Source organism: Delftia sp. WSY_10 (assembly GCF_043104705.1).
GTDB classification, from domain to species: Bacteria; Pseudomonadota; Gammaproteobacteria; order Burkholderiales; family Burkholderiaceae_C; genus Comamonas; species Comamonas tsuruhatensis.
Window position 1 is genome coordinate 110,407 of sequence record NZ_JBICKY010000019.1, and the last position, 19,791, is coordinate 130,197.

The 19,791-nt window shown below is 68.6% G+C and carries 22 protein-coding genes; 10 read left to right on the forward strand and 12 right to left on the reverse strand.

Annotation, left to right across the window (positions count from 1 at the left end):
• The first annotated feature begins 169 nt into the window (after positions 1 to 169).
• Positions 170 to 1,873 (forward strand): methyl-accepting chemotaxis protein, encoded by a 1,704-nt coding sequence (locus ACF8ML_RS09325; protein ID WP_012201976.1) that lies wholly within the window; start codon positions 170 to 172, stop codon positions 1,871 to 1,873.
• A 105-nt stretch (positions 1,874 to 1,978) separates the two neighbouring features.
• Here ACF8ML_RS09325 and ACF8ML_RS09330 read toward each other — a convergent pair whose 3' ends face one another.
• From ACF8ML_RS09330 to ACF8ML_RS09355, 6 genes are all read right to left on the reverse strand, one after another.
• Complete coding sequence (locus ACF8ML_RS09330; RefSeq protein WP_373783617.1) at positions 1,979 to 3,097, reverse strand: alkene reductase; 1,119 nt, start codon at positions 3,095 to 3,097, stop codon at positions 1,979 to 1,981.
• A gap of 81 nt (positions 3,098 to 3,178) precedes the next feature.
• Positions 3,179 to 3,760 carry an NADPH-dependent FMN reductase gene (locus ACF8ML_RS09335; RefSeq protein WP_392407019.1) on the reverse strand — a complete coding sequence of 194 codons (582 nt, stop codon included), beginning with the start codon at positions 3,758 to 3,760 and terminating at the stop codon, positions 3,179 to 3,181.
• Between the two features lie 4 nt (positions 3,761 to 3,764).
• Complete coding sequence (locus ACF8ML_RS09340; RefSeq protein ID WP_392407020.1) at positions 3,765 to 4,739, reverse strand: tripartite tricarboxylate transporter substrate binding protein; 975 nt, start codon at positions 4,737 to 4,739, stop codon at positions 3,765 to 3,767.
• 82 nt (positions 4,740 to 4,821) lie between these two features.
• Positions 4,822 to 5,373, reverse strand: a complete 552-nt coding sequence (locus ACF8ML_RS09345; protein WP_012201980.1) for a VOC family protein — start codon at positions 5,371 to 5,373, stop codon at positions 4,822 to 4,824.
• 12 nt (positions 5,374 to 5,385) lie between these two features.
• Complete coding sequence (locus ACF8ML_RS09350) at positions 5,386 to 5,772, reverse strand: NIPSNAP family protein (RefSeq protein ID WP_199138328.1); 387 nt, start codon at positions 5,770 to 5,772, stop codon at positions 5,386 to 5,388.
• A gap of 13 nt (positions 5,773 to 5,785) precedes the next feature.
• The gene (locus ACF8ML_RS09355; RefSeq protein ID WP_074921160.1) at positions 5,786 to 6,541 is read right to left on the reverse strand and encodes an SDR family NAD(P)-dependent oxidoreductase; all 756 of its coding nucleotides are present in this window, start codon (positions 6,539 to 6,541) and stop codon (positions 5,786 to 5,788) included.
• Positions 6,542 to 6,655: 114 nt separating this feature from the next.
• Here ACF8ML_RS09355 and ACF8ML_RS09360 point away from each other — a divergent pair, with 114 nt between their 5' ends.
• Positions 6,656 to 7,429: an IclR family transcriptional regulator gene (locus ACF8ML_RS09360; RefSeq protein WP_392407021.1), complete on the forward strand. Its 774-nt coding sequence runs from the start codon at positions 6,656 to 6,658 to the stop codon at positions 7,427 to 7,429.
• A 71-nt stretch (positions 7,430 to 7,500) separates the two neighbouring features.
• Here the strand turns inward: ACF8ML_RS09360 and gstA are convergent, their stop codons facing one another.
• A complete protein-coding gene (gene gstA, locus ACF8ML_RS09365; protein ID WP_013799958.1) occupies positions 7,501 to 8,109 on the reverse strand; it encodes a glutathione transferase GstA in 609 nt (202 codons plus the stop codon).
• A gap of 95 nt (positions 8,110 to 8,204) precedes the next feature.
• Entirely contained in the window at positions 8,205 to 8,792 is a 588-nt protein-coding gene (locus tag ACF8ML_RS09370; RefSeq protein ID WP_099732601.1) for an NADPH-dependent FMN reductase, read from the reverse strand.
• A 303-nt stretch (positions 8,793 to 9,095) separates the two neighbouring features.
• On the opposite strand from ACF8ML_RS09370, the gene mnmG reads away from it, so the two are divergent.
• The 8 genes from mnmG (at position 9,096) to ACF8ML_RS09410 (ending at position 16,848) form a co-directional block, all read left to right on the forward strand.
• Positions 9,096 to 11,075: a tRNA uridine-5-carboxymethylaminomethyl(34) synthesis enzyme MnmG gene (mnmG, locus tag ACF8ML_RS09375; protein WP_016447288.1), complete on the forward strand. Its 1,980-nt coding sequence runs from the start codon at positions 9,096 to 9,098 to the stop codon at positions 11,073 to 11,075.
• Entirely contained in the window at positions 11,072 to 11,734 is a 663-nt protein-coding gene (rsmG, locus tag ACF8ML_RS09380) for a 16S rRNA (guanine(527)-N(7))-methyltransferase RsmG (protein ID WP_392407022.1), read from the forward strand. Before mnmG ends, rsmG begins: the two co-directional genes overlap by 4 nt.
• A 106-nt stretch (positions 11,735 to 11,840) precedes the next feature.
• Entirely contained in the window at positions 11,841 to 12,455 is a 615-nt protein-coding gene (locus ACF8ML_RS09385; RefSeq protein WP_016447290.1) for a LysE family transporter, read from the forward strand.
• A gap of 13 nt (positions 12,456 to 12,468) precedes the next feature.
• Positions 12,469 to 13,239 carry a ParA family protein gene (locus ACF8ML_RS09390; protein WP_016447291.1) on the forward strand — a complete coding sequence of 257 codons (771 nt, stop codon included), beginning with the start codon at positions 12,469 to 12,471 and terminating at the stop codon, positions 13,237 to 13,239.
• A 2-nt stretch (positions 13,240 to 13,241) separates the two neighbouring features.
• On the forward strand, positions 13,242 to 13,820 hold the full coding sequence (locus tag ACF8ML_RS09395; protein WP_212645598.1) for an alpha/beta hydrolase: 579 nt from the start codon (positions 13,242 to 13,244) through the stop codon (positions 13,818 to 13,820).
• Positions 13,821 to 13,833: 13 nt separating this feature from the next.
• Positions 13,834 to 14,769: a ParB/RepB/Spo0J family partition protein gene (locus tag ACF8ML_RS09400; RefSeq protein ID WP_392407023.1), complete on the forward strand. Its 936-nt coding sequence runs from the start codon at positions 13,834 to 13,836 to the stop codon at positions 14,767 to 14,769.
• A gap of 195 nt (positions 14,770 to 14,964) precedes the next feature.
• Complete coding sequence (locus ACF8ML_RS09405; RefSeq protein WP_016447294.1) at positions 14,965 to 15,999, forward strand: peptidoglycan-binding domain-containing protein; 1,035 nt, start codon at positions 14,965 to 14,967, stop codon at positions 15,997 to 15,999.
• 24 nt (positions 16,000 to 16,023) lie between these two features.
• Positions 16,024 to 16,848, forward strand: coding sequence for a hypothetical protein (locus tag ACF8ML_RS09410; protein WP_016452286.1), 825 nt, complete (start codon positions 16,024 to 16,026; stop codon positions 16,846 to 16,848).
• Between the two features lie 13 nt (positions 16,849 to 16,861).
• Here the strand turns inward: ACF8ML_RS09410 and ACF8ML_RS09415 are convergent, their stop codons facing one another.
• From ACF8ML_RS09415 to ACF8ML_RS09430, 4 genes are all read right to left on the reverse strand, one after another.
• Positions 16,862 to 17,209 carry a cytochrome c gene (locus ACF8ML_RS09415; RefSeq protein ID WP_017405076.1) on the reverse strand — a complete coding sequence of 116 codons (348 nt, stop codon included), beginning with the start codon at positions 17,207 to 17,209 and terminating at the stop codon, positions 16,862 to 16,864.
• A gap of 94 nt (positions 17,210 to 17,303) precedes the next feature.
• On the reverse strand, positions 17,304 to 18,551 hold the full coding sequence (locus ACF8ML_RS09420; RefSeq protein WP_392407024.1) for a sulfite oxidase: 1,248 nt from the start codon (positions 18,549 to 18,551) through the stop codon (positions 17,304 to 17,306).
• 46 nt (positions 18,552 to 18,597) lie between these two features.
• Positions 18,598 to 19,185 carry a hypothetical protein gene (locus tag ACF8ML_RS09425; protein ID WP_016447298.1) on the reverse strand — a complete coding sequence of 196 codons (588 nt, stop codon included), beginning with the start codon at positions 19,183 to 19,185 and terminating at the stop codon, positions 18,598 to 18,600.
• On the reverse strand, positions 19,182 to 19,757 hold the full coding sequence (locus ACF8ML_RS09430) for an RNA polymerase sigma factor (RefSeq protein ID WP_017405078.1): 576 nt from the start codon (positions 19,755 to 19,757) through the stop codon (positions 19,182 to 19,184). Before ACF8ML_RS09430 ends, ACF8ML_RS09425 begins: the two co-directional genes overlap by 4 nt.
• Positions 19,758 to 19,791: the final 34 nt, after the last annotated feature.

A 19,791-nucleotide genomic window follows, 5' to 3' on the forward strand; every position in this document is an offset into this window, starting at 1 on the left:
GCTCAATGATCCGCTGCAATGGCCGATAGATCGAAAAGAGCCGTGAATAGGCAAAAACCGTCATAGGCCATTGGCGATCATCTGACAAACTGCAACAATTTGTATTTACGTTGGCGCTATGCATTTGGAGACCGTGCGGGCGCCTTGACTGACAGAGAGGAAAACGGTCATGAACTTGTTGGGAATGATGCGGGCTTTCACGATCCGCACGCGGATGCTGGGTGCCATCGCCATGGTGCTGGTACTGCTGGGTCTGCTGGGCGGAGCCGGGATGCTGGGCATGTTCCGCATCCATGGCATGAGTCAGCAGTTCATGCATACCTCGTACGCCAAGATGGGCTACATGGTGGAGTTGCGCGCCGAGCTGGGTGCCGTGCGCGCCCATGAAAAGGACATGATCATCCAGTACGAGCGTGCCGAAGAGGTGCGCAAGGCCCACACCCAGTGGCTGGCCGCCATCGACCGCGTGAAATCCGTGGCCGAGCGCTTTCTGAAGGACGAGGACCCGGCCGACGATGCCATCGTCAGCGGCATCTCCGAGCGCGTGGACCGCTACCGCCAGCAGTTCGAGCACATTGCGCGGCAGCTGGAGGCCGGTGGCTATGACACGGCGACCACGGCCAACCGCATGAGCGGCAAGGCCATGGCCGAGGTGGCCGAGGTCGAAAAGCTCATCGCCCAGCTCGACCAGCTGCTGCGCCAGCAGGTCGATGCCATGGCCGCGGAGGAGCAGGGCGTGGCCGAGCAGACGCAGTGGATCTTCGTGGCGGCCGTGGTGCTCACGGTGCTGGTGGTGGTGCCGCTGACGCTGATGAACATGCTGTCCATCTGCCGTCCCCTGGTGCAGGCGCGCCAGACGGCGCTGACCATCGCCCAGGGCGACCTGTCGCAGAGCGTGAAGGTGGAGGGCAAGGACGAGGTGGCCGACCTGCAGCGCGCGCTGGACCAGATGCAGCAGAGCCTGGGCTCCATGGTGACCCAGGTGCGCGACGCCAGCGGCAACATCGCCACGGCCAGCCAGGAGATCGCCACTGGCAACCAGGACCTGTCCTCGCGCACCGAGCAGACTGCCAGCAATGTGCAGGAGACCGTGGCCTCGCTGTCCCAGCTCACGGCCACGGTGCAGCAGACGGCATCGTCCTCGCAGCTGGCCAACCAGCTGGCGGCCTCTGCCTCGACCACGGCCACGCGCGGTGGCGACGTGGTGGCCCAGGCCGTGGTGAGCATGCAGGAGATCACGACCTCCAGCCGCAAGATCGGCGACATCATCGGCCTGATCGACTCCATCGCCTTCCAGACCAACATCCTGGCGCTGAACGCCGCCGTGGAAGCGGCGCGTGCCGGCGAGCAGGGCCGCGGCTTTGCCGTGGTGGCGGCCGAGGTGCGTTCGCTGGCCCAGCGCTCGGCCCAGGCGGCCAGCGAGATCAAGGCGCTGATCCAGACCAGCGTGCAGGCCGTGGACGTGGGCGTGCGCCAGGTCGAGGACGCGGGCAAGACCATGAAGGAAATCGTGGACAGCGTGCAGCGCGTGGGCGACATCATTGGCGAGATCACGGCGGCTTCCAGCGAGCAGTCGGGCGGCATCGGCCAGGTCAACCAGGCCGTGGGCGATATCGACCGCATGACGCAGCAGAACGCAGCCCTGGTCGAGGAATCGGCTGCCGCCGCCGAGTCGCTGCGCGAGCAGGCCGCGCGCCTGGCGCAGGTGGTGGGCCAGTTCCGCATTGCCGGTGCGGCCGTGGCGTCCATGGGCTCGCATGCTTCCTATGGCCGTCCCTCCCAGGGCCAGCCCAGCCTGGCGCCGGCTGCAGGCCGCGCCTCGCTGGCCTCTGGCCGGGACACGCGCGAGACCCAGCTGCTGGAACACGCCTGAGATAGCGGACGCAGGGACAGGAGCCTGGCTCCTGCTCCACGTGGATCGTCTGAATAAAAAAAGCGGAGTGCGATGCACTCCGCTTTTTGTTTGTGCGGCCGCAAATCAGGCCTGGCGCGCGAACGGGTAGTCGATATAGCCCTCTGCGCCGCCGCCGTAGAAAAGGCTGGAGTTCCAGGGGTTCAGCGGCAGGTCGTCGCGCAGGCGGTGGACCAGGTCGGGGTTGGAGATGAAGGCCTTGCCGAAGGCCACGATATCGGCGTGGCCGTTTTCCACGGCGCGCAGCGCCATGTCGCGGTCATAGCCGTTGTTGACCATCCAGGCGCCCTGGCCGCCGGCCTCGCGGTAGGCGGATTTGAGGGCCGCGTAGTCGAAGGGCCGGTCGGGCAATTCACGCGGGCCGCCGGTGGCGCCTTCGATGATGTGGATGTAGGCCAGGCCCAGTGGCGCCAGCTGGCGCACCACGTATTCGAACAGCGGCTGGGGGTCGGCATCGGCGATGTCGTTGGCCGGCGTCACGGGCGACAGGCGGATGCCCACGCGGCCGCCGCCCACGGCATCGGCGGCGGCGCGCGTGCATTCGAGCAGCAGGCGGGCGCGGTTCTCGATGCTGCCGCCGTAGTCGTCATCGCGCTGGTTGGCGCCGGTCTTGAGGAACTGGTCCAGCAGATAGCCGTTGGCGCCGTGCAGCTCCACGCCGTCGAAACCGGCCGTCTCCACGGCATTGCGCGCGGCCACGGCGAAGCTGTGGACGATGGCGGGAAGCTCGTGCTGGGCGAGCGCGCGCGGCGCGGAGGTGGGCACGAACTGGCCCTTGCCCGAGTCCTCGTCGATCACATAGGTCTTGGATTTGGCCGCCACCGGGGACGGCCCCACGGGCGCCTGGCCTTCGGGCTGCAGCGAGGTGTGCGAGACCCGGCCCACATGCCACAGCTGGGTGACGATGCGCCCACCGGCCTTGTGCACGGCGTCGGTCACGCGCTTCCAGCCGTCGAGCTGCTCGCTGCCGTACAGGCCCGGCACATGGGCATAGCCCTGTCCCTGGTGGCTGATGGCCGTGCCTTCGCTGATCAGCAGGCCGGCGCTGGCGCGCTGGGCGTAGTAGGTGACCATGATGTCGTTGGGCAGGGCCTGGGGTGCGCGGTTGCGCGTCAGGGGTGCCATGGCGATGCGGTTGGGCAGGCGCAGTTCGCCAGCCTGTATGGGTTCGAACAGAGAGGTCATGCAACGGGGCTTTCTGTGCGTGAAGCAAAAGCGCCACCCGTGCGGGCGGCGCGGCGTACGGCACAGATTACGCCCATGGAATCAATCGTGCAGGCCAGGGATTTGCGCGCTGTCGTGCAGGCGACGGTGCTGTGCCACGAGTCGGCCCAGCGCCTGCATCTGCGCCGTCACGAAGCTGCGCGTGGCGGTATCGGTGCACAGGCCCTGGCTGTCGAATTTCTGCGTCGCCTGGCCCACGAACACCTCGGGCCGGGCCAGCACGTCGGCTTCCATGCACTGCAATACCTTGCGCAGTTCGTACTGCACGCGCGCCCCGCCCAGCGGGCCGGGCGAGGCCGAGACTAGGGCCACGGGCTTGTGCCGAAAGGGTTGGTCGTCGCCACGCGAGATCCAGTCCAGCGCATTCTTGAACATGCCTGGAATGGAGAAGTTGTATTCGGGCGTGGCCAGCACCACGGCGTCGGCACGGCGGATGCGCTCGCGCAACTGGTGCACGGATGCGGGCATGCCCGTGGCCAGCAGGTCGGAATCCAGCGGCGGCAGCGCGCGCCAGTCGCAGACCTGCATCGTGGCCTGGGGTGGCAGGCATTCGCCCGCCAGCTCCAGCAGCAGGCGGTTCAGGGAATGGCGGCGCAGGCTGCCGCACAGGCCGATGATGTCCATGGCGTCAGGCCTGCAGCGGGATGCCGACCTGCTGGATGACGCCGCGCCAGCGCGCGATCTCGGCGCCCACCATGGCACGCATCTCCTCGGGGCTGCAGGGCGTGGCCGCGCTGCCGGCGCTGGCCAGGGCCTGGAGCAGGTCGGGCTCCTTCAGGGCCTTGTGGGTTTCGGCGGCCAGCCTTTGCACCACGTCGGCGGGCGTGCCTGCGGGCGCGGCCAGGCCCAGCCAGGAGCGCACCTCGAAGCCGGGCAGCACGGCCGAGGCCGGCGGCACCTCGGGCAGGGTGGGCCAGGCCTGGGCGCTGGTGACGGCCAGGGCGCGCAGCCGGCCCGACTTGATGTGCGGCATGGCCACGGTCAGCGTGTCGCTGAGCACGTCCACATCGCCCGCTATCACGGCCTGCACGGGTGCGCCGCCGCCCCGGTAGGGCACGTGCAGCAGCTGTACCTTGGCCGTGGAGCCCAGCAGCTCGCCGGCCATGTGCTGGGTGGAGCCCACGCCCACCGAGGTGAAGGTGATGCGGCCCGGTTCCTTGCGCGCCATGGCCAGCAGATCGGCCAGGGTCCTGGCGGGATGCTCGGCGCGCACGGCCACCACGAAGGGAAAGGACGAGACGGTGGAGACAAAGGCGAAGTCCTTGACCGCGTCGTAGGGCAGCGATTTGCGCAGAGCGGCCGACACGGTGTGCGCGCCCGTGAGCATGACCAGGCTGTAGCCGTCCGGCACCGCCTTGGCCACGAAGTTGCTGGCAATGGAGCCGCCCGCGCCGCTCTTGATCTCCACCACCACGGGCTGCCTGAGCGATTCCTGAAGCTTCTGGGCCACGAGCCTGGCCACCACGTCGGCATTGCCGCCCGCGCCAAAGCCGTGGATCAATTGAATGGGCCGGTTGGGAAAACCGCCCTGGGCCCGGGCCGTGGGCAGGGCGAGTGAGGCGACGCCTGCAAGCAGGGCCGTGCGTCGGGTGATGGCAGTCATGTCATGTCTCCTTTTTTTGTATTGCGCGCTGCGGACGTGTCCAGTGGCTTGGCTTGCCTGGCTGGACTGGCTGGTGTTGCGGCTAGCGGTCCGCGCGTGCGTAGCCCGTCTGGGCGCCGTAGAGCTTTTCGCGCTGCGACCAGTCGTGGGTCTCGTTCCACAGGGCCAGCACCTGCATGGCCTCCTGCTCGAAGACCTGGTGGCGCGCCGCGTCGGCCGTGCGTGCGGTCAGCTCCAGGCGGTGGCCTGAAGGGTCGAAGAAGTAGATGGAGGTGATGAAGTCGTCGTGGTTGGTGGGGCCCACCACATCAATGCCCCGGTCCAGCAGGTCCTGCCGGGCACGCAGCACGGTGTCCACGTCGGCGACCTCGAAGGCGAAGTGCTGTATCCAGCCCGGCGACTCCATGTCCTTCATCTGGCCCGGGTCCCGGGGGCACTCGAAGAAGGCGATGGAGCTGCCGTCCTCCATTTCGAAAAAGATGTGGATGTGCGGGCTGTACTGGCCCGTGGAGGGCACATGGTCCTCGCCCATGGCGTGGGTGAAGCGCAATCCCAGCACCTCGGTATAGAAGCGCACGGTCTCGGCCGCGTCCTTGCAGCGGTAGGCGGCGTGGTGAAGCTTTTTGCACAGCATGGATGTCTCCTGTCAGTCGGTGGAAAGGGGGCCGGAAGCGGAGGCGGGGCCTGTGGCGCCGTGGAGCGGCTCCTGGCAGCCGCTCCACTGGGGCTGGAAGAAGGGGGCCGGGACCAGGAACTTCGATTCCTGGCTTTGCAGCAGCGGCAGCATGCGCGCCACATAGGCCTGCCAGCGTGGCTCGGCCAGCAGGCGGGCGCGGCGCTCGGCGCGCTCGTTCAGGTCCGTATAGGCCCACAGGTGGACGATCTGGTTGAGTGGCCCCGAGTCGCTGGTGTAGTAGCCGACCATGCGGCCCAGAATGCGCTGCTGCAGCTCCAGGCCTTCGGCCTGGTAGAGCGCCAGGTAGTCCCGCCATTTGCCGGGGTGGGCGGTGTAGGTGCGTTGTTCGACGAGCATGACGTGCCTTCTTTCAACCGAGGCTGTGGCCGCCGTCGATCACGATGCGCGTGCCCGTGGCCGTGCGCAGATGCGTGGCGCAGGCAAGGATGGCCTGCGCCACATCGCCGGGCTCGACCACGCGCCCCAGCGGCGTGTGCGCGGCCTTTTTCTCCAGCTCCTGGCGGCTGCGGCCCCCCACGAAACCCGTGTCCACGGCGGCGGGCGAGACGCAGAGAAAGCGCACCGGGCCGAAGGCGCGGGCCATGGACACCGTCAGCGTGTCCAGCGCGGCCTTGGCGGCGCAATAGGCCATGTTGCTGCCCAGGCCCGTGAAGGCGGAGACCGAGGACACGTTGACCACGGCGGCGTCCTGCGAGGCGCGCAGCAGCGGCAGCAGGGCCCGCGTCACGGCATAGGTGCCGCCCACGTTGGCGCACAGGATGCGGTTGAACAGAGCGGGCTCCAGCGCATCGATCTGCGCGTGCGCGATGCGCTCGGTGAAGCCCGCGCAGTTGACCAGCAGGTCCACCCGGCCCAGGTGCTGCTGCAGCCACTGGGCGGCGGTGGCGTGGCTGGCCTCGTCTTGCAGCGACAGCTGCAGCGTGTGGTGGCTGCCCGGCAGTTCCTCGCGCAGCGCCTGGGCGCGGTCGCGGCCCTGGTGGTAGCCGATCACGACGGTGGCGCCCTCGCTGGCCAGGGCCCGCGCCGTGGCGGCGCCTATGCCGCTGCTGGCGCCGGTGACGACGGCGATTCTGTCTTGCAATGGCGGATGGGAGAGTTGCATCATTCGGAAATCCGTGGCGCCCGGCCTTGCCGTGCCCTGGCCGGGCCGTGGTTGATCGGCCATTCCGATTGTTTTCAAATCGCCCGGCGGCGCCACTCAGTTGTCCGATAAACGAACATGACCTCATCGTCCGATGCCGGCTCCCTCAAGCGGGGCGTGGCCTTTCTCAAGCTGCTGGCGACCGGGGGCGTGCGCGGTTGCCCGCTCAGCGAACTGGCCGAAAAATCCAGCGTGCCCCACCCTTCGGCCCACCGCATCCTCAAGCAGCTGATTGCCGAGCGGCTGGTGGTGCACGACGCCCAGACCCACCGCTACCGGCTGGGGCCGCTGGCCTTCGAGCTGGGCCTGGCCGGGTCGATGCTGCACGACATACGCGACCTGTGCGAGCCGGCCATGGCGGCGCTGTCACGTGAAACCGAGGACACGGCCTACCTGGTGGTGCGCAGCGGATTCGAGGCCGTGTGCCTGCACCGGCTCGAAGGCGACTTCCCCATACGCACGCTGGTGCTGCAGGTCGGCAGCCGGCGCCCGCTGGGCGTGGGCGCCGGGGGGCTGGCCGTGCTGGCCGCCATTGCGCCCGAGGAGCGTGAGGCCATCATCGAGCGCGTGGCGCCCGCCCTGCCGGCCTTTGGCAAGCTCACCGATGCGGGACTGCGCCTGGCCTGCGAGGAAACGGCCCGCGCAGGCGTGGCCGTGATACAGAACCGCGTGAGCCTGGGCGTGACGGCCGTGGGCGCGCATTTTTGCGACAGCATGGGCCAGGCCATGGGGGCGGTCAGCGTGGCCGCGCTGACCCAGCGCATGACGGCGGCGCGCGTGCGGCGCATCGCCCAGCAGGTGCGCGCTGCGGCGGCCCAGATAGAGCAGCGCATCCGCACGCGCAAAAGATAAGGGGCCGGCTGGTTCACACCAGCCGGCCCCTTGTCGGCCCCTTGTGCCGCCGAGCCCGGGCTCGGCGCTGCTTACTTGAGCAGGCCTTCGGCCTTCATCGCGGCCTGCACGGCAGGGCGGGCCAGCACGCGCTCGCGGTAGGCCAGGAGGTTGGTCAGCTCGGAGATGTCCACGCCCACGAACTGGGCCCAGCCCGTCACGGTGAACAGGTAGGCGTCGGCCACGGTGAACTGCTCGCCCATCAGGTAGTCGCGGCCATTGAGCTCGCCGTCCACCCACTTGAGGCGGTCCAGCACGCGCTGGCGCACCACGGGCTTGTAGTCGTCGGGCGTGGCGGGGTTGAACAGGGGGCCGAAGCCCTTGTGCAGCTCGGTGCCGATGAAGTTCAGCCACTCCTGAAGGTGGTAGCGGGCCATGGTGCCGTTGGCAGGCGCCAGCTTCTTCTCGGGGACCAGATCGGCCAGGTACTGGACGATGGCCGGGCCTTCATGCAGCGTGTCGCCGTCGTCGAGCACGAGGAAGGGAACATAGCCCAGCGGGTTGATGCCGTAGTAATCCGTGCCGTCCTGCAGCTTGTGCGTCTTGGTGCTGGCCAGGACCGGCTCGTAGGCCAGGCCTGCCTCGTGCAGGACGATGTGGGGAGACAGAGAGCAGGCGCCAGGGCTGTAGTAGAGCTTCATGGTGGATGGCTTCCGATCAGGGTAAGAAAGACAAGCGCCCATGCTAACCCCATGTGCAGGGGCTGCGCATGATGGGACCGCGCTGGCGGCAGGGTTCAGGCCGACAGGCGCTGTGCAGCCCAAAGCACCTGTTCCAGCACGGCCTTCATGCCCAGCTGGTCCTGGGGCCGCTGCAGGCGGCCGGCCTCGTCAAAGGCCTGGCCTGCCTGTCCTACGGCGTGGCTCACGGGTGCCAGCCAGCACTGCAGGTTCAGCAGCAGCGGCGCCAGGTGCGACTGGGCGCGCAGGCCGCCCAGGCCGCCGGGCGAGGCGCTGGCCATGCCCACGACCTTGCCGCGAAAGGGCAGGGTGCCATCGGACCAGACCGGATCACCGGCCACGGGGCTGGAAGCCCAGTCGATGGCGTTCTTGAGCAGGGCGGGGTAGCTGCCGTTGTACTCGGGCGAGCAGATCAGCCAGGCCGGGTGGCTGTGCAGCGCGGCCTTGAAGCGCAGCACGTCGGGAGGCGTGCCGCTGGCCTCCAGGTCGGCGTTGTACATGGGGATGTCGAAATCCGACAGCTCCAGCAGCGTGGGCTGGGCGCCCAGTTCGCGCGCCATGTCGGCGGCGGCGGCGGCCAGGCGCCGGTTGTGCGATTGTTGGCGGGTACTGCCCGCGAAGATGAGGATCTGCATGGCCGCCATTGCATCACAGGCCCTGCACATGTTTCTTGCAAGCGGGCCGCCCTGCGGGCGGCGGCGCGCAGCATCCTGCGGTGCACGCGCTGTGTCCGCCGCACTGTTTCACGTGGAACACCGGCGCAGTGCCGGCCCGGTGGCGGGGCCGGCCGACCCCTTGCAAGGCACTGGTGCGGCAAAGGTGGGAAAATCGCGGGTTCCCCGCTGGGTTCCCCTCGCTACATGAACGAGGGCCACCTGCCATGAGCGCCGGAGCGTGAGTGCTCCGTGTCGGGGGCTTGGGCCGGGCAGGCCCCCGGAGTGATAAGCATGTTGTACCCACAGGAATTTGATGTGATCGTGGTCGGTGGCGGCCACGCCGGCACCGAGGCCGCGCTGGCCGCTGCGCGCATGGGCTGCAGGACGCTGCTGCTGAGCCACAACATCGAGACCCTGGGCCAGATGAGCTGCAATCCCAGCATCGGCGGGATCGGCAAGGGCCATCTGGTCAAGGAAGTGGATGCGCTGGGCGGCGCCATGGCGCTGGCCACCGATATCGGCGGCATACAGTTCCGCATCCTCAACAGCTCCAAGGGCCCGGCCGTGCGTGCCACGCGCGCCCAGGCCGACCGCATTCTCTACAAGGCCGCCATCCGCGACATGCTGGAGAACCAGCCCAACCTGTGGCTGTTCCAGCAGGCGGTGGACGACCTCATGGTCGAAGGCGACCGCGTGGTGGGCGCCGTCACGCAGGTCGGCGTGCGCTTTCGCAGCCGCACCGTGGTGCTCACGGCGGGCACCTTCCTGGACGGCAAGATCCACGTGGGCCTGAACAACTACGCGGCAGGCCGCGCGGGCGACCCGCCGGCCGTCAGCCTGTCGTCGCGGCTCAAGGAACTGCAGCTGCCCCAGGGCCGCCTGAAGACCGGCACGCCGCCGCGCCTGGATGGCCGCAGTATCGACTTCTCGCAGTGCGAGGAGCAGCCCGGCGACGGTATGCCCGGCGGTGTCAACGAAGGCGTGCTGCCCGTGTTCAGCTTCATCGGCAATGCGGCCATGCACCCGCGCCAGATGCCCTGCTGGATCACCCACACCAACGAGCGCACGCACGACATCATCCGCAGCGGCTTTGACCGCAGCCCCATGTTCACGGGCAAGATCGAGGGCGTTGGCCCGCGCTACTGCCCCAGCGTCGAGGACAAGATCAACCGCTTTGCCGACAAGGAAAGCCACCAGATCTTCCTGGAGCCCGAAGGCCTGACCACCAACGAGTTCTATCCCAACGGCATCTCCACCAGTCTGCCCTTCGACATCCAGTACGAACTGGTGCGCAGCATGAAGGGGCTGGAGAACGCGCACATCCTGCGTCCCGGCTACGCCATCGAGTACGACTACTTCGATCCGCGCTCGCTCAAGAGCAGCTTCGAGACGCGCCAGATCCAGGGCCTGTTCTTCGCGGGCCAGATCAACGGCACGACCGGCTACGAGGAAGCGGCGGCCCAGGGCCTGTTCGCAGGCCTCAACGCCGCGCTGCAGTGCCGCGGCCAGGAAGCCTGGCTGCCGCGCCGCGACGAGGCCTACCTGGGCGTGCTGGTCGATGACCTGATCACCAAGGGCGTGACCGAGCCCTACCGCATGTTCACCAGCCGCGCCGAGTTCCGTCTGCAGCTGCGCGAGGACAACGCCGACATGCGCCTGACCGAAGCGGGCCGCGCCATGGGCCTGGTGGACGATGCGCGCTGGGATGCCTTCAGCCGCAAGCGCGATGCTGTTTCACGTGAAACAGAGCGCCTGAAGTCCACCTGGGTCAATCCGCGCATCGTCGCGCCCGAGGAATCGGAGCGGGTGCTGGGCAAGTCCATCGAGCGTGAATACAACCTGTTCGACCTGCTGCGCCGCCCCGATGTGGGCTACGGCAAGCTGATGAGCCTGAACGAGGGCCGCTATGCCTCGGCCGATGTGCAGCCCGAGGTGCTGGGCGATCTCAGCGCCTCCGTCGTCGAGCAGGTGGAGATCGCGGCCAAGTACGCAGGCTACATCGACCGCCAGAAGGACGAGGTGCAGCGCGCCGCCCACTTCGAGAACCTGCGCCTGCCGGCCGAGCTGGACTACATGCAGGTGCCGGCCCTGTCCTTCGAGGTGCGCCAGTCGCTGCAAAAGCACAGGCCCGAGACGCTGGGCCAGGCATCGCGCATGTCGGGCGTGACGCCAGCGGCGATCTCCCTGCTCATGGTGCACCTGAAGAAGGGGGGCTTCCGCGGCTTTGCCCCTGATGTGACAGACGCGAAGGGCGAGGAGGCATCCGCATGAGCCAGGAACTGCGCGCTCCTCTCGAGGCCGGCCTGTGGGCGCTGGGCCTGGAGCTTTCCCCTGCCCAGGTCGATACGCTGATGGAATTCCAGGCCCTGCTGGGCAAGTGGAACAAGGTCTACAACCTCACGGCAGTGCGTGATCCGCAGGAAATGCTGACCCACCACCTGCTCGACAGCCTGGCCGCCGTGCCGCCCCTGCAGCGCCACCTGGCCCAGATGCCTGCGCGCGCAGGGCGCACCGCCATGCTGGACGTGGGATCGGGCGGCGGCCTGCCCGGCGTGGTCTTTGCCGTCTGCTGCCCGCAGATCGACGTGCACTGCGTGGACACGGTGGGCAAGAAGGCGGCCTTCATCCAGCAGGCGGCGGCCACTCTGCGCCTGCCCAACCTGCGCGGCATCCACAGCCGCGTGGAGCAGTTGACCACGCGCTATCCGCTGATCAGCTGCCGTGCCTTTGCCTCGCTGGCGGACTTCACCAGCTGGTCGCGCCAGTCGCTGGAGGAGGGCGGCACCTGGCTGGCCATGAAGGGCAAGCACCCCGACGAGGAAATCGCCGCGCTGCCTGCCGACGTGCAGGTGTTTCACGTGGAACCATTGAAGGTGCCGGGCCTGGATGCCGAGCGCTGCATCCTCTGGCTGCGCACTGCTGCAGCCTGATTTTTTTACCGAATAGCACACTGCCGCGTTGCGGCGGGGCCATGTTCCCCATGCGCTGGCCATGGCCCTCGCATAAACTCCCAGCTTTCATCGCTCAGGGGTCAGCATGTTCGGCATCTCCGATTTCAGCGCATTCGTTGTTGCCATTCTTCTGTTTTTGCTGATTCCGGGGCCGGGCAATCTGGCGCTGATCACCTCCACCGGCAAGGGCGGCATACGGGCCGGAATGGCGGCCTGCGCCGGCGTGCTGGCGGCCGACCAGGTGCTGATCTGGATGGCGGTGGCGGGCGTTGCCGCGCTGCTGGCCTCCTATCCCGCGGCCTTCCATGCCGTGCAGTGGCTGGGCGCCGCCTACCTGGGCTGGCTGGGTTTCAGGATGCTCACAGCCAGGCCCGGCGACAAACCCGTGCTGCACATCGAGCCGCGCCACTACTTTCGCCAGGCTGGCCTGATCACCCTGATGAACCCCAAGTCCATCGTGTTCTACATGGCCTTCTTCCCGCTGTTCGTGGATCCCGCAAGCCACCAGGGCCTGCTCACGTTCGCGGTGATGGCGGCCACGGTGGCTGCTCTGACCTTTCTCTATTGCCTGATCGTGGTGCTGCTGACCGCGCATCTGGCCGAGCGCATGCGCGCCAATCCTGCGGTTTCCCGGGTTCTCGAAAAGACTGCGGGCGTGTTTCTGATCGGTTTTGGCCTCAAGCTGGCCATCGCCAAATAAGCGTGTAAATACCATGGCCAAAATCTTCTGTGTCGCCAATCAAAAGGGTGGGGTCGGCAAGACCACCACCGCCGTCAACCTTGCTGCGGGCCTGGCCAAGATCGGCCAGCGCGTGCTGATGATCGACCTGGACCCCCAGGGCAATGCCACCATGGGCTCGGGCGTGGACAAGCGCGCGCTGGAGCTGTCGGTCTACGACGTGCTGCTGGAGAACGCCAGCGTCAAGGAAGCCGCCGTGCGCTCCGAGGCCGTGGGCTATGACGTGCTGGGCGCCAACCGCGAACTCAGCGGCGCCGAGATCGAGCTGGTCACGCTGGAGCGCCGCAACGAGCGGCTGAAGGGCGCCCTCAGGGCGGCCGATGCCGACTACGACTTCGTGCTCGTGGACTGCCCGCCCAGCCTGTCCATGCTCACCCTGAACGGCCTGTGCGCGGCCCATGGCGTGGTCGTGCCCATGCAGTGCGAGTACTTCGCGCTCGAAGGCCTGACCGACTTGGTCAACACCATCAAGCAGGTGCATGCCAACATGAACCCCGACCTGCAGATCATCGGTCTGCTGCGCGTGATGTTCGACCCGCGCACCACGCTGCAGCAGCAGGTCAGCGACCAGCTCAAGGAGCACTTCGGCGACAAGGTCTTCGACACCGTCATCCCGCGCAACGTGCGCCTGGCCGAGGCGCCCAGCTATGGCGTGCCTGGCGTGGTCTTCGACCCGGGCGCCAAGGGCAGCAAGGCCTTCATCGATTTCGCACACGAGATGGTGCGCCGCATCAAGAAGATGTAGTCATGCAAGGTTCACATGAAACGGCAGGGCAGGGCGTGCCGACCGGGTGGGCTGCCGAGGACGTCTGGCTGCTGCCCGGCTGGCAGAACTCGGACGCCGATCACTGGCAAAGCCGCTGGGAGCAGCGCCACGGCTACCGCCGCCTGGAGCAAAACGACTGGGACCGCCCGCTGCGCGGCGACTGGAGCGCGAGGCTGCAGGAGACGGTGCTCGACGCGCCGCGCCCCGTGGTGCTGGTGGCGCACAGCCTGGGCTGCATCCTTGTGGCCTGGTGGGCGGCGCATTCTCCGCTGGCCGCCCGCAAGGTGCGCGGCGCGCTGCTGGTGGCCCCCGGCGATACCGAGCAGCCCCAGCTGCGCGAGCAACTGCCCGGCTGGTCGCCCGTGATGATGCAGCGCCTGCCGTTTGCCTCCATCGTGGTCGGCAGCGACAACGACATTTACTGCAGCGCCCAGCGCGTGCAAGCCATGGCCGATGCCTGGGGCGCACGCTTCGTCGACGCAGGGCCTTCGGGCCATCTCAACACGGCCAGCGGGCTGGGCGACTGGGACAGCGGACACGCGCTGCTGGCATCGCTTTGACAAGGACAACACCATGGTGACCAAGAAACCCAAGGGACTGGGACGCGGACTCGAAGCCCTGCTCGGCCCCAAGGTCCACGACAAGGAAGAGGCCGGCGACCCCGTGGCCGAGACCGGGCTGCCCAGCAGCCTGCAGCTGGACGTGATGGTGCCCGGCCAATACCAGCCGCGCACCCACATGGACGAGGGCGCGCTCTACGAGCTGGCCGAAAGCATCAAGGCCCAGGGCATCATGCAGCCCATCCTGGTGCGCCGCCTGGCCAAGGGCGAGCACGCCGGCAAATACGAAATCATCGCGGGCGAGCGGCGCTTTCGCGCAGCCCGCATCGCCGGCCTGGCCGAGGTGCCGGTGCTGGTGCGCGAGGTGCCCGACGAGGCCGCCGCCGCCATGGCGCTGATCGAGAACATCCAGCGCGAGGACCTCAACCCGCTGGAAGAGGCCCAGGGCCTGTCGCGCCTGGTCAAGGAATTCGGCCTCACGCACGAGCAGGCGGCCCAGGCCGTGGGACGCTCGCGCAGCGCGGCCACCAACATCCTGCGCCTGCTGAACCTGGCCGACCCGGTGCAGACCATGCTCATGGCCGGCGACATCGACATGGGCCATGCGCGTGCCCTGCTGTCGCTGGACCGCGCGGCCCAGATCACGGCCGGCAACCAGATCGCGGCCAAGAAGCTGTCGGTGCGCGAGGCCGAGGCCCTGGTCAAGAAGATCGGCGCCGACTTCAGCCTGGTGCGCCAGAAGTCCAAGAAGGAAGGCAAGACGCGCGACATCAAGCGCGTGGAGGAAGAGCTGTCCGACCTGCTCATGGCCGATGTCGAGGTGCGCATCAAGAAGTCCGTGCGCCGGGGCGGCAAGCTGCAGGAAATGGGCGAAGTGGCGATCCAGTTCGGCTCGCTCGATGCGCTCAACGGGCTGATCGAACGTTTGCGCGGCGATGCACCCGAGTGATGACAACAGCTTGTAACCGTCTGTGATCTGTCGTTCTCCAGCAAAGCAGCGCTTTTTCGCGAGGGTGAATCCCGGTATATTTGCGCGCTGTTATGCGGGGTAATTGTGTGTAATCGCTGACTGGCGACGCTGCCAGTGCGTGGACGCCATTGCCCTGGCGCTGATTCACCTAGACCAGACCAAGAGGATTACAACGTGAAGAAGTATCTTGCCCTGACTGCCATCGCCGCCGTGGCGCTGACCGGCTGCGTGACCACCGACATGCGCATGGGTTCGCCGGAAGCCAAGACCGTGGCCACGGGCGCCGCGGGCGGTGCCAGCGCCGAGAACGCCAACACCGAGCTGGAGCGCTGCGATTCCTCGCTGGGCACCATCTCCCTGGTCGAGAACCAGACCGCCGGCTGGTACACCATCCTCACCCAGCAGTACCGCCTGCCGCCCACCTCGCAGCTGCTGCGCCTGATGATCCAGCAGTCCAACTGCTTCATCGTCGTGGAACGCGGCGCGGCCGGCATGGGCGCCATGGCGCGTGAACGCGCGCTGATGGACTCGGGCGAAATGCGCGGCGGCAGCAACCTGGGCAAGGGCCAGATGGTGGCCTCCGACTACGGTCTGTCCCCCGAAGTGATCTTCAACCAGAGCGATGCCGGCGGCATGGGCGGCGCCATCGGCGGCCGCGCCGGCGGCATCTTCGGCGCGCTGGCTGCAGCCACCAAGACCCGCGAGGCCTCGGTCATGCTGGCCCTGGTGGACAACCGCTCGGGCGTGCAGGTGTCGGCTTCCGAAGGCTCGTCTTCCAAGACTGACTGGGGCGGCATGGGCGCGCTGTTCGGCGGCTCTGCCGGTGCCTCGCTGGGCGGCTACACACGCACGGCCGAAGGCAAGGTGATCGCCGCCGCCTTCATGGACGCCTACAACCAGATGGTGCGCTCGCTGCGCAACTACAAGGCGCAGACCGTCAAGGGCCAGGGCCTGGGCGGCGGTGGACGCCTGGGCGTGGACGGCGGTGCCGCACCGTCGCAGACATCGGCTCCGGGCGCCAATGCCGCCGGCATGTCGCTGCGCGCTGCCCAGCAAAAGCTCAACGCCCTGGGCTACACCGCAGGCACGCCTGACGGCGCCATGGGCAAGAACACCCAGAACGCCCTGCGCGAATTCCAGCGCGACCAGAGCCTGCCGCAGACCGGCCGCCTCGACCGTGCCACCTCGCAAGCACTGCAACAGCAATAAGCGGCTCCCGGCCGGAGGGCGCGCATGATGCGGCGCCTTCCCTGGCCGGCCCCGGCCCTTCTTGCCTGGGCCGGCGCCTGGCTTGTGTACGCCGCGCTGCAATCGACCCTAGGGCCGCTGGCCGCCTGGCTGGCGGCCTGTTTTTTGGGCGTGCTCGCCAGCCTGCTGGCCACGCCCTGGTGGCGGCGCCTGGCCGTGGCGGCGGGCTTTCCGCTGTCCTGCCTGATGCTGTGGGGGCCGGGCGGCCTGGCCGCCATCAGCCCCTGGCTGTGGCTGGCGGCGCTGGGCCTGCTCGCCCTGGTCTACCCGCTCAACGCCTGGCGCGATGCGCCGCTGTTTCCCACGCCCGCCGATGCGCTGCAAGGCCTGGCCGATGCCGCGCCGCTGCCGGACGGCGCGGCCGTGCTTGATGCCGGCTGCGGCCTGGGCGACGGCCTGCGCGCGCTGCGCGGCCAGTACCCGCAGGCGCGGCTCAACGGCATGGAGTGGAGCTGGCCGCTGCGCTGGCTGTGCGCGCTGCGCTGCCCCTGGGCCCGTGTGCGCCGCGCCGATATCTGGCTGGCCGACTGGAGCGGCTACCAGATGGTCTACCTGTTCCAGCGCCCTGAAAGCATGGGCCGTGCAGCCGTCAAGGCCGCCACGGAGCTGCCTGAGGGCGCCTGGCTGGTCAGCTTGGACTTTGCGCTGCCCGGCGTGGAGCCCTCCTGGCAGCGCCAGGGACCGGGCCGGCACAGCCTCTGGGTCTACCGCATGCCGCTGGGCGGTGCCGGCGAGGCCGTGGTGCATGTTCCCGAGCCCGAGGAGACGCCCTACGAAAAGGCCCTGCGGGAGCTGCAGGAACGCCGGTGAGGGCCCGTGCCGCCTACTTCTTCGCGCTGGCCTTGCTCACGTAGAGCGACAGCGCGGCGATCTCGGCCTCGCTGAGCGTGGCCTTGAATGAGGGCATGGCGCCTATGCCGTCGCGCAGGGCACGGGCCACGCGCGCGGCATCGGGCTGCAGCTCGTCGAGCACGGGGCCGATGGCGCCCTCGGCGCCCGCGTCCTTGAGCGTGTGGCACAGCGCGCAGGCGGGCGTGGCCGTGGCGAACAGCTTCTTGCCCAGGGCCATCTGGGCCGCTTCATCGGCAAAGGCGGGGGCGCACAGCAGGGCGCTGCCGAGCAAAGTGCTGCCCAGCAGGGCGGTGTGGATCAGGTGTTTCATCGTGAACATGGCAATGGGGGTACGGGCCCGCCACGGTCTGGCGCCGTGTGCGGGAGGTGACGGGAGTGAAGAGAAGGGGGCGGGATGAGCGCGCGGGCCGTGTTCAGGCCACGGTGACGGTCACGGCGTGGTCGGCCCAGCTGGTGTTGTTGTAGCCACTCTGGTTTTCGCCGCGCGTCTCGGGCTGGACCCGGCCGCGCGCGTCGGTGGCGCGGCTGGCCAGCACATGCGTGCCCTTGGGCAGGCGCGCCTGCAGCACGAACTGGCGCCAGGCGTACTTGCCCAGGTCGGGGCCGACCAGGCGCGCGGCCTGCCAGCTCTTGCCGCCGTCCGTGGACACCTCCACGCCCTTGACGGCATCCATGCCGCCAAAGGCCACGCCGTGGATCTGCACCAGGCCGGCGGCCTGCCCGCCGTCCTCGGGCAGGGGCGAGTTGATCCAGGACTTGACGCTCATCTCCTGCACCGAGGGCTGGCTCGGGTCGCCCTTGCTGCCGGGTGGCGAGATGCGGTAGCCGTGGGACATGATGTGGGCCTCGCTCTCGCGCGGCGTGAAGGCCAGCTGCTTGATGTACTTGATGTTGTTCACGCCCGTGTAGCCGGGAACGATCAGGCGCAGTGGCCCGCCGTGGGCCAGCGGGATGGGCTCGCCGTTCATCTCCCAGGCCAGCAGGGCGTCTTCCAGGGCCGACAGCGGCACCGAGCGCTCGACGATGACGCTCTTGGGGTCCAGCCCCGCAGGCAGCACCTCGCCGCCCGTGCCGGTCATGTAGAGACCGCCGTCTGACACACCGCCCAGGGCCTTGACCACCTCGCGCACGGGCACGCCGCTCCAGACCACGCAGCCGGCCGCACCCACGGTCCAGGCCGTGCCGCTGGGCTTGCTGGGAAAGAAGGCCCGGCCATTGCCAGAGCACTGCAGCACCATGGCCACGGTCTCCAGTCCCAGGGACTTGAGCTCGCGCACGCTGAGGCTGCGGGGCTGGCGCACGCCCTCCACCTGCAACTGCCAGGCATCGCGGTCGGCCACGATGGATTCGGGCGGCGTGGGCAGGTTGTTGCGCACATAGAGCTGGTCGCTGGGCGTGATCACGCTGGTGCCGAAGGCGCCGCGCCGCGTCTCTATGGTGGTGGAGCTATGGACGATGAGGGCATCAGCCTTCTTCCAGCCCGCGTAGCCGGGCAGGGGCTTGGCCGCCGGTGCTGCCGCAGCTGCGGGTGCCTGGGCCTGGGCTTGGGCCAGTGCGCCCTGGTGCAGGCCGGCCAGGCCTGCGGCGGCCAGTGCGCTGGCGCTGCCGGCCAGCAGGCTGCGGCGCGCGGGGGAGGTGGGCGATGTCGGCAAGTGGTTCATGGGTGTCTCCTCGTGGTGGTTGTCATGGGGCGTGTCATGGGGCATCTCATGGGGCAGGGGTGCCCAGGGCCTTGCTGGCCACGGCCAGGGCCTGTTTCTTCTGGGCCACCAGCACCAGCGGCCGGCCTTCGCGCGAGCGAACGACCTGCCAGTGCATGTTGGCCCACCAGCCCTGGCCATCGGCCAGGCGCTGGGGCTGGTCGAAGGCCAGCACGGTGACGATGCCGCCCTTCTCGAAGAAGGTGGTCAGGTGGTAGGCGCGCGTGCCGTCGATGTCGCAGGGCCGCATCAGCTGGGTGTAGCCGGGCAGCTTCTCGCCGGCCGGCAGGTCCAGGCGGCGCGCCACCTCGGCCTCGGGCATGAAGCTGCCGCGCAGCGTGCGCTCGTAGTACTCATGCTCGATGGCGGCGCGCACCAGCTCGGGCGGGCGCATGGCGAACACGGCGGTGGCGGCCGAGCTGCCCACCAGCAGCGCGGCGATCAGCCGACGCACGCCGCTGCGCGCATGCCAGGGCGTGTGGCGCAGCAGATGGGCGGGCGGCTCGCCGTGCGGCCCGGGGTCGAAGGCCAGGGCCAGTTCGGCGCGTGCGCGCAGGTCGAAGGCCGATTCGTCGGTCGTGTCCGGGGCAGTCATTTCAAGCCTTGGTATCGGGTGGCGCGCAGCGGGGTGGGGCGTAGCGGGATCACGCTGGCAGTCTCTGGAGCAGGCGCCGGGGCGGCCTGCTCCAGGGCCGCCTTCAGCGCATCGCGGGCGCGTGACAGGCGCGACAGCACCGTGCCCGGCGCAATGTCCAGGGCCTCGGCCATCTGGGCCGTGGGCATGTCGTCGAAGTAGTAGAGCACCAGCACCTCGCGGTGGATGGGGGCGATGCGCGACAGCGCCTTGACCACGTCGAGCCGGTCGTCCAGCGCCGAAGGCGAGGGGGTGGGTGCGGGATGCTGGTCCAGCGCCTCGTCATCGCTGACCAGATGGGCCGATGGCGCAAGGTGCCGGAAGGCATGGCGGCGCATGATCTGGAACAGCCAGGCCCGCGCCATTGCGGCCTCGCGCAGCTGGTGGCGAAAGCGCCAGGCGCTGGTGAAGCAGTCCTGCACCACATCCTCGGCCAGCGCGCGCGAGCCGGTCAGCGCCCAGGCGCTGCGCAGCAGGAATCGGTAGTGCTCGCGCACCCACTGGTTGTAGCGCGACTCGGCGGTGGAGATCATGCGGCATAAGAGCACGCAGGGCGCCGCCCTATTC